At 63.2% G+C, this 13,302-nt stretch carries 11 protein-coding genes; 2 read left to right on the forward strand and 9 right to left on the reverse strand.

Annotated features, from left to right (window positions below; translation table 11 throughout):
• Positions 1-59: 59 nt before the first annotated feature.
• The gene (locus ACUN9V_RS01885) at positions 60-842 is read right to left on the reverse strand and encodes an RNA methyltransferase (protein ID WP_445510360.1); all 783 of its coding nucleotides are present in this window, start codon (positions 840-842) and stop codon (positions 60-62) included.
• A gap of 155 nt (positions 843-997) precedes the next feature.
• Here ACUN9V_RS01885 and ACUN9V_RS01890 point away from each other — a divergent pair, with 155 nt between their 5' ends.
• The gene (locus tag ACUN9V_RS01890; protein WP_075563444.1) at positions 998-1,792 is read left to right on the forward strand and encodes an inositol monophosphatase family protein; all 795 of its coding nucleotides are present in this window, start codon (positions 998-1,000) and stop codon (positions 1,790-1,792) included.
• A 105-nt stretch (positions 1,793-1,897) separates the two neighbouring features.
• On the opposite strand, the gene ACUN9V_RS01895 is transcribed toward ACUN9V_RS01890, so the two are convergent.
• Both ACUN9V_RS01895 and speB read right to left on the reverse strand, forming a co-directional pair.
• On the reverse strand, positions 1,898-3,280 hold the full coding sequence (locus ACUN9V_RS01895; RefSeq protein WP_445510147.1) for a sodium:solute symporter: 1,383 nt from the start codon (positions 3,278-3,280) through the stop codon (positions 1,898-1,900).
• A gap of 81 nt (positions 3,281-3,361) precedes the next feature.
• Positions 3,362-4,318 (reverse strand): agmatinase, encoded by a 957-nt coding sequence (gene speB, locus ACUN9V_RS01900; RefSeq protein WP_445510148.1) that lies wholly within the window; start codon positions 4,316-4,318, stop codon positions 3,362-3,364.
• Positions 4,319-4,659: 341 nt separating this feature from the next.
• On the opposite strand from speB, the gene ACUN9V_RS01905 reads away from it, so the two are divergent.
• Complete coding sequence (locus tag ACUN9V_RS01905; RefSeq protein WP_445510149.1) at positions 4,660-6,105, forward strand: sigma-54 interaction domain-containing protein; 1,446 nt, start codon at positions 4,660-4,662, stop codon at positions 6,103-6,105.
• Between the two features lie 30 nt (positions 6,106-6,135).
• On the opposite strand, the gene ACUN9V_RS01910 is transcribed toward ACUN9V_RS01905, so the two are convergent.
• The 6 genes from ACUN9V_RS01910 to queA all read right to left on the reverse strand — a co-directional run bounded on the left by ACUN9V_RS01910 (position 6,136) and on the right by queA (position 13,170).
• Positions 6,136-7,347: an AI-2E family transporter gene (locus ACUN9V_RS01910; RefSeq protein WP_445510150.1), complete on the reverse strand. Its 1,212-nt coding sequence runs from the start codon at positions 7,345-7,347 to the stop codon at positions 6,136-6,138.
• 165 nt (positions 7,348-7,512) lie between these two features.
• Positions 7,513-8,418: a protein translocase subunit SecF gene (secF, locus tag ACUN9V_RS01915; protein WP_445510151.1), complete on the reverse strand. Its 906-nt coding sequence runs from the start codon at positions 8,416-8,418 to the stop codon at positions 7,513-7,515.
• Positions 8,419-8,430: 12 nt separating this feature from the next.
• Entirely contained in the window at positions 8,431-10,278 is a 1,848-nt protein-coding gene (gene secD / locus ACUN9V_RS01920; RefSeq protein ID WP_445510152.1) for a protein translocase subunit SecD, read from the reverse strand.
• Positions 10,279-10,382: 104 nt separating this feature from the next.
• Positions 10,383-10,715: a preprotein translocase subunit YajC gene (gene yajC, locus ACUN9V_RS01925; protein WP_075563434.1), complete on the reverse strand. Its 333-nt coding sequence runs from the start codon at positions 10,713-10,715 to the stop codon at positions 10,383-10,385.
• Between the two features lie 111 nt (positions 10,716-10,826).
• The gene (tgt, locus tag ACUN9V_RS01930; RefSeq protein WP_445510361.1) at positions 10,827-11,945 is read right to left on the reverse strand and encodes a tRNA guanosine(34) transglycosylase Tgt; all 1,119 of its coding nucleotides are present in this window, start codon (positions 11,943-11,945) and stop codon (positions 10,827-10,829) included.
• Positions 11,946-12,132: 187 nt separating this feature from the next.
• Complete coding sequence (gene queA / locus ACUN9V_RS01935; protein WP_445510153.1) at positions 12,133-13,170, reverse strand: tRNA preQ1(34) S-adenosylmethionine ribosyltransferase-isomerase QueA; 1,038 nt, start codon at positions 13,168-13,170, stop codon at positions 12,133-12,135.
• Positions 13,171-13,302 lie beyond the last annotated feature (132 nt).

Consider the following 13,302-nt stretch of genomic DNA (forward strand, 5'->3'; position numbering starts at 1 on the left):
GGTCAACCATTCCGCCGCCGCCGCGCTGCCTTCTGGAATCGCCATCCAGCCATGTCGAGTCAGGACTTGTCGCGCAGCCGCTTGTCGATCGTTCCCAGAATGCCGCGCAGAATATTCATCTCCATGCTGTCGAGATGGGCGCGCATGAATAGCCGGCGCAGACGTGCCATCAATTGGCGGGGATTGTCGGGGTCGTGGAATTCGATCGCCGTCAGCGTTTGCTCGAGATGAACGAAAAAGCGCTCGAGATCGGCGTGGGTCGCCGGCGGGTTGTCCCAGGTCACGCCGAAAGGCTGGTCGACTTCGCGCTCCGGCGCGGACGCGGCGCTCGACGAAGCGTCTTCCAGGGCCAGAAACGCCTGGCGGCACTCGTAGGCGAGCACCTGGACGGCAGCGGCCAGGTTCAGCGAGCTGAAGTCAGGGTTGGTCGGGATGTGCACGTGCTGGTGACAGCGCTGCAGCTCGGCGTTGGTCAGGCCGGTGTCCTCCCGCCCGAACACCAGCGCGACGCGGGCCTCGGCTGGTTCCAGCGCCTGCGGCAGGCTCTCCGCCAGATCGCGGGGCCCGACCATCGGCCAGGGCAGATGGCGGGAGCGGGCGCTCGCACCCACCACCAGCGTGCAGTCGGCCACGGCGTCCTCGAGCGCGTCGAATTGTCGCGCGCTATCCACCAGCGTGGTCGCCCCGGAAGCTCGCGAATAGGCTTCGAGATCCTTGGGGTTGCAGCGGGGAGTCACCAGGGCGAGATCCTCGAGGCCCATGTTGCGCATGGCGCGAGTGGCAGCGCCGATATTGCCGGGATGGCTGGTGCCGATGAGAACGATACGAATACGGTCGAGCATAGAAAGAGGCATGGGACACTGTGAAAGAGGCATCGGGTACGGATCGAATGCTGGGGCAAGCGGGAAAACGCGTAGTCTAGCATGACTGGAAAGGCTGACTTCTGCTAGACTGCGCGGCGTTCTTTAACAGCCTCCGACACCCCAAGGCCAGATCCATGCATCCGATGGTTCAATATGCGCTGCGCGCCGCTCGCAGTGCCGCTGAGCAATTCGTTCGTATCCGTGACCGTCTCGAGGTCAACCACGACGAGCAGGCAACCGCCAATCTGCTCGAGGATACGGCACGTAACGCTGAAACGCTGATCGTTCATCAGCTCTCCCGCGGTTATCCGCAACACGGGATTTCCGGTCGCTACACGCCTTATCGCGAAGGCAAGGGCACCGACAAGGATACCGTGTGGCACATCGAGCCGATCCACGGCGAGTCCAATCTCGGTGTGGCGAATCGCCAGTTCGCGATCTCGATGGTGTGCCTGGTCAAGGGGCGCCCGGAGCATGCGGTGGTCGTGTCGCCATTCAGCGATGACGAATTCCTGATCAGCCGTGGCCGCGGTGCGCAGGGTAACGGCAAGCGCATGCGCGTCTCCAAGACGGTCAGCGTCGAGGGCGCTCGGCTTTCGTTGGCCTGGCCGGCGCTCGACAGCCGCTCGCGCTGGTTGCCGCAATATTTGACCGTGGTCGAACGCCTGGGGCCGCAGATCGATACGCTGACCGGTACCGGCTGTGCGCTGCTTGACATGATCGAGTTTGCCTCGGGCCGTGCCGACGCCGTGTTCGTGATGGGGCTGGAAGAGCAGGACCGTCTGGTCGGCTCCTTGCTGCTGAAAGAGGCGGGTGCGCTGACCGGCGCCATCGATGGCTCGCCCAGCGTCGAGGACGGTGGCAGTCTGATGGCCGCTGGCCCGCGTCTCTACAAGGCGCTGGCGCAGCAGCTCAAGGCCAGCGTCTGAGCGAGCCGCCGAGCGACTGGCGCTCGAACGCCTCGCCACGAAACGAAGCGCCCTGTCGGGTTATCCCGGCAGGGCGCTTTGCGTTGGAGTGGGCACCCAGTCCCGTCAGGGTGTCGAAGAGGCCGTCGGCTGAGGGCGAGTGAGCAAGCTGCCCACCACGAACGCCAGCAGCGCAGCGGCGAGGCCGGCATAGATCGGCGTATTGGCCAGCAGACCATCCTTGAGCATGAAGACGATCACGCCCGCGCAGCCGGCCAGCATGCTGGCAATGGCGCCGGTGGTGGTCGATCGCTTCCAGAACAGCGCCCCCAGCATGGGAATCAGCATGCCGCCCACCAGCAGATTGTAGGCGACCGTCAGCGCGCCGATGACGTCGCTGACGTTGATCGCGATGATGACGCTGACCACGCCGACCAGGCCGGTGCAGAGGCGATTGATCGTCACGCCCTCGATTTCGCGGCCACCGCGGAGTGCCGGCAGGATGTCCTGAGTCAGCAGTGTCGAGGAAGCGAGCATCCCGGCGCTGGAGGTGGACATCATCGCGGCCATGGCGGCGGCGATGATCAGCCCGCGGATGCCGTCCGGTAGCGCCAGTTGCGCGATGGCGGCGAAGGCGTTGTTGGCGTCATCGAGATTGGGCAGCAGGATGCTGGCGGCGATACCGACCACGGCACCGATCACCCCGTAGAGGATGCAGTAGATGCCCGCGAAGGTCCCGGCGCCGCGGGCAACGCGGCTGGACCGCGCGGTAAAGACCCGTTGCCAGATATCCTGGCCGATCAGGATACCCAGGAAATAGATCACGAAATAGGTGATGATCGTGTCCCAGCCGATCGCCGTCAGCGAAAAGCTGGTGGCCGGCGCCTTTTCCAGCAGCGCACTCCAGCCTCCTACCGAATCGATCGTCAACGGCAGCAGCAGCGCCACCATGCCGACGGTCATGATCAGAAACTGCACGATATCGGTCAGCGTCAACGACCACATGCCGCCGATCGTCGAATAGATCACCACGACCACGCCGCCGATGACGACGGCCTGCCAGGCCGGCATGCCGAAGATCACGCTCAGTACGGTGCCGATGCCGATCGTCGAGGTCACCGCCAGCATCAAGTCATAGGCGAACATGATGATCGAGCTGATCAACTTGGCGGCGGGGCTGTAGCGGCGCTCGAGCACCTGGGTCACGGTGTAGAGCTTGAGTTTCATCAGTGGCTTGGCCAGCACCACGCTCAACACGATCAGCCCCAGGCCGAGCGAGGCGCAGAGCCACAGGCCGGAAAGCCCGTAGGTATAACCCAGCCTGACCGTGCCCACGGTCGAGGCGCCACCGAGTACCACTGCCGACAGGGTGCCGATATACATGCCGGGCCCCAGGCGACGGCCGGCAACGAGATAGTCTTCCCGGTTACGGGCACGCTTCATGCCCCACCAGCCCAGGCCGAGCATACCGACCGCATAGAGTGCGACGACGAAGAGATCCAGCATCATGTTGTCCTGTCCTGCCGCTGAGTCAGCGGCGGTTGTTATTGTCGAAAGACGATCTTGTTGGGGGTGACTGCTCGGTGTCGTTCAGCGCTGTTTGACGCCGGGTAGAATGCACAGCATCTCGAACAGCAGGTTGGCGGCGACCACGGCGGTCTGGCCGTGAGCGTCGTAGGGTGGCGAGACTTCGACCAGGTCGCAGCCGACGATATCGAGACCTTGAGCGCCGCGGATGATCTCCAGCGCCTGGGGAATGGTCAGGCCACCGATCTCCACGGTTCCGGTACCCGGCGCATAGGCGGGATCGAGGCTGTCGATATCGAAGGTCACATAGACCGGGCCGCCCTGAACCTTCTCGCGGATCTCCGCCATCAGCGGTGTCAGACTCTTGTGCCAGCACGCTTCTGCCGGCTCCACCCGAAATCCCTGCTGGCGGCCCCAGTCGAACTCCTCGGGGGAGTAACCCGTGCCGCGCAGGCCGATCTGGGCGACGCGATGGCAGTCGAGCAGGCCTTCCTCGACCGCGCGCCGGAACGGCGTGCCGTGAGCGATGGCTTCACCGAACATGTGCTCGTTGATATCGGCGTGGGCATCGACGTGGATCAGCCCCACCGGGCCGTGCTTTTTCGCCATGGCGCGCAGGATCGGCAGCGACAGAGTATGGTCGCCGCCCAGGGTCAGCGGGATGACGTCGTGGGTCAGCAGCTCGTCGTAATAATGCTCGATGATGTCGACGCTCTTCTTGAGGTCGAAGGTGTTGATTGGCACATCGCCGATGTCAGCGACCTGCAGGCTTTCGAACGGCGCGGCGCGGGTCGCCATGTTGAAGGGGCGCAGCATCCGGGATTCATCGCGGATCTGGCGGGGTCCGAAGCGGGTGCCCGGGCGATTGGAGGTGCCGATATCCATTGGAATGCCGACGAAGCAGACGTCCAGTCCTGCGGCGCTCTTCTGCGTCGGCAGGCGCATCATCGTGGCGGGTCCGCCGAAGCGGGGCATCTCGTTGCCGCCGAGCGGCTGGTTGTATGGCGATCCGTCGGTCATGGGTATCCTGGGTGTTGTGGTTGTCAGTAGTGATTGCCGAATAAACACCAGCAGGAATCATGCCAATCGTTAAGTGATTGATATATCGCGATGCTGCGAGCTTTTTGATTTATTAATGAATCACTGCGCAAGTCTAAATGATCCTTTTATGGATTAATGATTCGACAATGCATCGACAACGGATTCATCATGCCGATTCGCCATGGCCTGGGTTGATGCCAGTTTCGATGGTGAGAGGCGCGGCTGATGAGACGTTCAGCCGATGAAAGGTGCGGCCGCTGAAAGACGCATCCGATAAAAGGCGCGTCACATAAAAGGTGCGTCACGTAAAAGGTGCAGGGATGACGGATTCGACGAAAACGGAAGACGCTGCGGCTCAGCTCACGCTGGAGACGCTGGTCCAGACGGCTCAGGACCATCTGTTCATCGTCGACCGCGACGGCCATATTCTGGATGTGAGTCCGGGCAGTGCCGCGGTCTACGGCCTGCGTCGCGATGAACTTCGTGCCACGACCGTCCAGGCGCTACAGGCCAGCGGAGTATTGTCGCCCTCAGTATCGCTCGAGGTCATCCGCAGCGGGCAGCCCGCGCAGATCATGCAGCGCACGGGCACCGGCCGCCAGGTGATCGCCGAAGCGTTCCCGGTCTATGCCGACGGCGAGCTGATTCGCGTGATCAGTCGATCGCGGGATCTTACCGACCTACAGCTGCTGCAGGACGAATACGCGCTTCTCCAGCGCCGATTTGCGGAGCATCTCAAGCGCCATCACGAGCCCGCCGGAGACGAGGAAACCGCCGTTGGCGACCTAGTGGTAAAGAGTCGGATCATGCGCGAGATGGTCCACCTGCTGAAGCGCAGCGCGCCCACCGATGCCACGGTACTGATGCTGGGTGAATCGGGCGTCGGCAAGACGGCCTTCGCGCGGCAGCTGTATCGCTGGAGCCGGCGGCGCGACGGTGACTTCGTCGACGTCAATTGCGCGGCGATTCCAGAGTCGCTGTTCGAGTCGGAGATGTTTGGTTACCAGCCGGGTGCCTTCAGCGGTGCGTCGCGGCAGGGCAAGGCCGGTCTCCTCGAGCAGGCTCACGGCGGCACGCTGTTTCTCGACGAGATCGGCGAGCTGCCGCTGTCGATGCAGTCGAAGCTGCTCAAGGTGATTCAGGATGGTTCGTTGATGCGCCTGGGTGATACCCAGTCGCGTCAGGTCGATTTTCGCCTGGTGGTGGCGACCAATCAGGATCTAATCAAACGGGTCGAGGAGGGCACCTTCCGTCTCGATCTCTACTACCGGCTCAATGTCATTCCGGTGACCTTGCCGCCGCTGCGCGACCGGCGCGAGGATATCCGCGGATTGGCCGAGCGCCACCTCGAGCAGCTCAATCGTCGCTACGGTCAGGACAAAGTGGTGCATCCCGGCGCCTGGGCGGAGCTGATGAGCAATGACTGGCCGGGCAATATCCGGGAGCTGGAAAACTGGCTGGAACGAGCCTGGCTATCGGCAGAAGGCAACGTCGTGGGGGCGCCGCCGTCGAATCTGGCGGACGGCGCCGTCACGCTCAGTGACTCGGCGGGTGTCGAGAGTGAGGTGGAGGGAAACCCTGCGATGGACGCTGCGCTCGCACCGGAACAGGGACTCAAGGCGGCCATGGCCGCTCACGAGCGCCGCATCCTGGAGACGCTGGTGGCGACGCATCGCACGACCTATGCCCTGGCCGCGCGTCTCGGCATCAGCCAGCCCAGCGTGGTCCGCAAGCTCAAGCGCCATCACCTTCGGCTCGAACGCTAGGCGCGCTGATCGAACGTTAGCCGCAATGGCTCAACGGCTGATATCGACGTTGGTGTCCATGTTCGTGCTCGCCATGGCACTGACGTCCCGCGATGCCTCGTCCGAAGGCGTGGCTTGATCGCCGCCGCTGGACTGTGTGATCGGCTTGCGTCTGCCATAGCCCCAGCGTTCGGCCTCCGACGGCGCATCCGGCGCATCGTCGTCATGCAGCCACTCTCGCCAGCTGGCGACCAGCAGCGCCATCAACACCGGGCCGACGAACAGCCCCACGATCCCCATCGTCTTCACGCCGCCGATCAGGCCGAAGAAGGTCGGCAGGAAGGGCAGCTTGATCGGGCCGCCAACCAGCCGCGGGCGCAATGTCTTGTCGACGACGAAGAGCTCGAACGCGCCCCAGACGAAGAGCCCGACGCCGTTGATCATATGCCCGGTCGCCAGCAGATAGAGCGACACCAGGGTGAACGTCAGCGGCGCGCCACCGGGTACCAGTGCCATGAAGGCGGTAATCACGCCGAGCACCACCGGCGATTGAATGCCGGCGATCCAATAGGCCGTGCCAAGCACCAGCCCCTCGCCGAGCGCAATCAGGCCCATGCCCATTACGGTCGAGCTGACCGTCGCCGGCACCACGCGCGAAAACCGCTGCCAGCGCGCCGGCAGCACCCGCTCACCGACGATATCCAACTGACGCGCCATGCCGGCGCCGTCCTTGTAGAGAAAGAACAGCGTGATCAGCATGAACAGCAGCGTCAGTGCCAGATGCAGCGCGTTGCTTCCCAGGGCCAGCACCCAGCGCGAGATATTGCCGATATGCTCGCCGCCCACCAGCTGAATCAGATACTCGGGGGCGTGAGGCTCGGCCAGATAATCCTGCCACTGTAGGGCCAGCCAATTCCCCACGCCCGGCAGCTGTCCGACCCAGGCCGGCGGCGGGATGCCGTGCTGGTTGGCGACCATCAGCCAGCCGACCCAACCCTTCAGCTCCTGGAAGGCGTAAGTAGAGGCCAGCACCATGGGAATCACCAGGCACAGAATGATCAGCCCCAGCGCGATGCTGGCGGCGAGCGTCTTGCGTTGCCCGCAGCTTGCCAGTAGTCGGCGATAGAGCGGCCAGCTGGCGAGACAGATGATCAGGGCGGCCAGCACGGGGATCAGAAAATCGATGAAGAAGTAGACACCGGCGACCATCACCAGCACCAGAAGCCAGCGGGCGACGCTGCTGTCGGCAAAGATTGGGGCCATGTAATACTCGTGAAAGGGACGGGGGAAGCCGGGTAGCCCGGACGAAATCGAACGGCATGCCCATCGGCAGCCAGCCATCATACCCCAGCCGGGCGATGAGCGACGGCCACAAAAAAGGCCCCTCGCCGTGCGAGGAGCCCTGAAGTCACTGGCGCGACGCGAAGGCTACGGCGTGTCGTCGACGACCTCGCCTTTCTTCACCGGGATCAGATCCAGACGCTCCAGCTTGAACACGATCAGCAGCGCCGCGGCGACGTAGACCGAGGAGAACGTGCCGGCCACGATCCCCAGGATCAGCGAGATCGCGAAGTTGTGGATCATGTCGCCGCCAAGGAAGAACAGCGCGAACAGCACCAGCAAGGTAGTACCGGACGTCGCCAACGTACGCGACAACGTCTGGTTGATCGCTTCGTTGAAGATCTGCGCCAGATCTTCGCTGCGTGACAGCCGGATATTCTCGCGAATCCGGTCGTAGACGATGATGGTGTCGTTCAGCGAGTAGCCGATGACCGCCATGATCCCCGCCAGTACCGTCAGGTCGAATTCCCACTGGAACAGCGCGAACAGGCCCAGCACGATCAGCACGTCGTGTCCCAGCGAGATGATCGCGCACAGCGCGAACTTGTACTGGAAGCGGAAGGCGACGTAGATCGCCACGCCGGCCAGTGCCACCAGCATGCCCAGACCGCTCTGGTCGCGCAGCTGATCGCCGACCTGGGCGCCAACGAATTCGGCGCGAACCAGTTCGATCGAGGCGTTGCCGCTGCTCAGGGCCGAAACGACCTGATTGCCCACGTCGTTGCTGAAGGTCTGCTGCAGACGCACCAGAATTTCATCCGTGGCGCCAAAGGTCTGTACCGAGAAGTTCTCGAAACCGCTATTGGCCAGCAGCGAGCGGATATCGTCCAGCGACGGCGCCGCGGCATAGTGAAGCTCGACGACGGTGCCGCCGGTGAAGTCGAGCCCGAGATTGAGGTTGAGCAGGGCGAGGGCCGCCACCGACACGATCGTGAGTACGATCGAGACGATAAAGGCGATGCGGCGCTTACCCATGAAGTCGAATTGGCGCATTGCTCGCATCTCCTAGATCCAGAGTTTCTTCACCGGCTTGCCGCCGATGGAGAGGTTGACGAGGGCACGCGACACCATGATGCCGGTGAACATCGACGTCAGAATGCCGAGCGACAGCGTCACGGCGAAGCCCTTGATCGGGCCGGTGCCGATCGAGAACAGCACGACCGCCACCAGCAGCGTGGTGAGGTTGGCATCGACGATCGAGGTGAAGGCGCGGCCATAGCCTGCATGGATCGCCTGCTGCGGTAGCGTCTTCTGCCTGAGCTCCTCGCGTATGCGTTCGTAGATCAATACGTTGGCATCCACCGCCATCCCCAGCGTCAGCACGATCCCGGCGATGCCGGGCAGCGTCAGCGTGGCGCCCAACAGCGACATGGCGGCGATCAGCAATACCAGGTTGACCGCCAGCGCCACATTGGCGATGACCCCGAATGCCTTGTAGCGAATCAGCATGAACGCCACGACCAGCAGACCACCGACCAGCACCGAGAAGATGCCGCGCTCGATGTTCTGGGCGCCCAGGCTAGGCCCGATGGTGCGTTCCTGGACGAAGTAGATCGGTGCCGCGAGCGAGCCGGAGCGCAACAGCAGCGCCAGTTCGCTGGCTTCGGTGGGCGAATCCAGACCGGTGATGCGGAAGCGGTTGCTCAGCGCGCTCTGCACCGTCGCCAGGCTGATGATGCTGCGGCTGGTAGTCGGAATACGCTCCTCGACCTGCTTGCCATCCTTGGTCACGGTGCGCGTGTCCGTGCTGTGATCGATGTACAGCACCGCCATGTTGCGACCGATATTGGTACGGGTTGCCTGGTTCATCAGCGAACCGCCGGTGCCATCGAGGTTGATGTTGACCTGCGGTCGGCCGTTCTGATCGAAGCCCTGGCTGGCGCTGGAAACCCGGTCGCCGGTGATGATCACGTCGCGCGACAGCGTTGCCGTGCGCTGTGAGCCGTTGCGAAAGGGGAACGTCTCGGTCTCGGCGTCCGGCGTGTCCGGGCGCGCCTCGAGCCGGAACTCGAGGTTGGCGGTGGCGCCGACGATACGCTTGGCCTCGGCGGTGTCCTGCACGCCGGGCAGCTCGACCACGATACGGCTCGGCCCCTGACGTTGGACCAGCGGTTCGGACACCCCAAGCTCGTTGACGCGATTGCGGATGGTGGTCAGGTTCTGCTGGACCGCGTAATCCTGGATGTCCTTGATCGACTGTTCGGTCAGGGTCATGTCGAGATAGGCACGGCGGCCTTCGTCGCGGTCTTCCAGCTGGAACTCGCTGAAGGTCTGGCTGATCTGATCGCGGGCGGCGTCACGGTCTTCGCTGTTGGCGAATTCGAGATGCAGGGCGTTGTCGTCGACGTCGGTGCCGCGATAGCGGATGCGCTCGTCGCGCAGGTCGGCGCGAATGGCGCTGGCGGTGGCCTTGAGACGCTGTTCGACCGCGGCGTCCATGTCGACTTCGAGCAGAAAGTGCACGCCGCCGCGGAGATCGAGACCGAGTTTCATCGGCGCCGCGGAAAGACTGGTCAACCAGGACGGGGTGGAATCGGCCAGGTTGAGTGCCACGGTGTACTTGTCGTCGAGCGCCTTGTCGACCACATCGCGGGCGGGAAGCTGCTGTTCGGCATCGTCGAGCCGAATCAGGGCGGTGTTGTTGCCGGTCATTGCTGCCGACTTGACCTGGATATCGTCGTCGGTCAATGCCTGGGTGACTCGGTCGAGCTGCTGACTGCCGAGAGAACCGTTGGTGGTGCTGATCTGGACGGCGGGGTCCTGGGGGTAAAGATTAGGTAACGCGTAGATGACGCCGACAATGCAGACGATCAGTATCAGCAGATACTTCCACAGGGGGTAACGATTGAGCATGGAAGCCCTGTCCTTTCAATCAATGACGATCGGGCGATGACCGTCGTGCGAAGAGTGTCGCGGAAAGAGACGGCTGCCGATGGGAGCATCGGCAGCCAGGAGAGTTACAGCGACTTCAACGTGCCTTTGGGGAGGACGGAGGCCACGGCGCTCTTCTGAACGCTGACGATGGTGCCTTCGGCAATCTCCATGCTGATGAAGTCATCGGTCACGTCGGTAATGCGGCCGAGCAGCCCGCCACCGATCACGATTTCATCACCCTTGGACAGGTTGGTGACCAGCTTCTTGTGCTCCTTGGCGCGCTTGGATTGCGGACGCCACAGCAGGAAATAGAAGATCAACACGAAACCGACCAGCATGATGATCTGGGCAATACCACCACCGCCAGGGCCGCCCGCATCCTGGGCGTGAGCCGCAGGGATGAAAAAGTCCAGCATGGATGTATCTCCGAAGGTTGTGTAATGAAACGGCTGTGTAATGAAAAGGTTGCCTGGGTGAAGCTGACGATACGGCGTACCGGGCGACTACCGAGGACCGTTCGAATCGTCTCAATCGGCCTCGGGCGGCACGGACATTCCGCGTCGCCGGTAGAATTGTGCTACGAAGTCGGCCAATGTACCCGCTTCGATAGCGCCGCGCAAACCCGCCATCAGGCGCTGGTAGTAGCGCAGATTGTGCACCGTGTTGAGCATCGAACCGAGCATTTCGCCGCACCGGTCCAGGTGATGTAGATAGCCGCGAGAAAAGTGCTGACAGGTGTAGCAGTCGCAGTCGGCTTCCAGCGGGTGGGTATCGTGACGATGCACGGCGTTACGAATCTTGACCGTGCCGTCGGCGGTGAACAGATGGCCGTTGCGGGCGTTACGGGTCGGCATCACGCAGTCGAACATGTCGATGCCGCGGCGTACGCCCTCGACCAAATCCTCCGGCTTGCCGACGCCCATCAGATAACGCGGCTTGTCTTCCGGCATCCAGGTCGGCAGATAGTCCAGCACGCGGATCATCTCCTCCTTGGGTTCACCCACCGACAGCCCGCCGATCGCCAGCCCGTCGAAGCCGATGTCGAGCAGGCCTTCGAGCGAGCGCTTGCGCAGCTCGGGGTACATGCCGCCCTGCACGATGCCGAACAGCGCCGACGGTGAATCGCCGTGCGCGGCGCGGGAGCGGGCTGCCCAGCGCAGCGACAGCTCCATCGACTTCTGCGCTTCGGCCTCGCTGGCCGGGTAGGGCGTGCACTCATCGAAGATCATCACCACGTCCGAACCCAGAGAGCGCTGCACCGCCATCGACTCTTCCGGCCCCATGAACACCTTGGCACCGTCCACCGGCGAGCGGAAATGCACGCCCTGCTCGGTGATCTTGCGCGTGGCGCCCAGCGAAAACACCTGGAAACCGCCGGAGTCGGTCAGTATCGGCTTGTGCCACTGGGAGAAATCATGCAGATCGCCGTGGGCCTCGATCACCTCGGTGCCGGGGCGCAGCCACAGATGAAAGGTATTGCCGAGAATGATCTCGGCGCCGATCGCCTCGACATCCTTGGGCGTCATGCCCTTGACCGTGCCGTAGGTCCCTACCGGCATGAAGGCCGGCGTTTCCACCGTGCCGCGCGGAAAGGTCAGCCGGCCGCGACGGGCACGCCCTTGCTGGCCCAGCCGCTCGAATTTCATGAAGCATTCGTCTCGCATGGTGTCTCTCTTCTTTTTTCAACGCGCCCGAAGCCGCGCGCAAGGCGTTTGTCTGTCCACCGCGCCCGGAGCCGCGCGCAAAGCGTTTGTCTGTCCACCGCGCCCGAAGCCGCACGCAAGGCGTTTGTCTGTCCAACGCGCCCGACGCCGCGTGCAAGGCGTTCGGGGATTAGCTGGGCCGACGGGTCAGATACATCGCATCGCCATAGCTGAAGAAGCGGTATTCCTCGGTGACGGCTTCCTGATAGGCGCGCATGACGGCGTCGTAGCCGGCGAACGAGGAGACCAGCATCAGCAGGGTCGACTCCGGCAGGTGGAAGTTGGTCACCAGCGCATCCACGCAGCGCCAGCGATAACCGGGGTAGATGAAGATGTCGGTTTCGCCACGATAGGGCGTCAGCTCGCCGCTGTCGTTCTGGCTGGCGGTTTCCAGACAGCGAACGCTGGTGGTGCCGACGGCGACTACCTTGTTACCGGCGGCGTGAGCGCGATTGACCTGTTCGCAGACCGATTCGTCGACTTCCAGCCACTCGCTGTGCATATGGTGTTCGCGGATGTCGTCGACACGCACCGGCTGAAACGTGCCGGCGCCGACGTGGAGCGTGACGAAAGCCGTTTCGATACCCTTGGCGCGCAACGCCTCCATCATCGCTTCGTCGAAATGTAGCCCGGCGGTGGGGGCGGCAACGGCGCCTTCCCGGCGTGCATAGACGGTCTGATAGCGTTCACGGTCCGCCAGTTCGTCCTCGCGGGTGATATAAGGCGGCAACGGCATGTGGCCATGCTGCTCGAGCAGCGCGATCAGCGGCGTCTCGCCCAGGAAGCGCAATTCGAACAGCGCATCCCGGCGGCCCTCGACCACGGCATGGATGTCGCCCTCGAAAATCAGCTCCGTGCCCGGCTTGGGCGACTTGCTCGAACGCAGATGCGCCAGCCCGCGATGGCTATCCACCGGCCGTTCCAGCAGCATTTCGACCTTTCCTCCGCTGGCTTTCTGGCCGAAAAGCCGCGCCGGAATCACCCGGGTATCGTTGAATACCACCACGTCACCGGGTTCGAGTTTCGCCAGCAGATCGGGAAAGCGGGCGTGCTCCAGCGCGCCGGACTCGCCGTCGACGCAGAGCAGGCGGCAGTCGGTACGCTGTTCGGATGGGTAACGAGCGATCAGCTCGTCGGGCAGGTCAAAATGAAAATCGGCGCGCTGCATGGCGTAGGTCGCGTATCGGCTCGAGTCGGGATGGGCAGGTTGTGTTCGAAAGGGCGCCATCATAAAGCACCCGAACGATTAAGTCAGTGGGATGATTGACGCCGGGCGGGGCGTCCGTATAATGCGTTTCCG

It is taken from the genome of Salinicola sp. V024 (assembly GCF_052645315.1).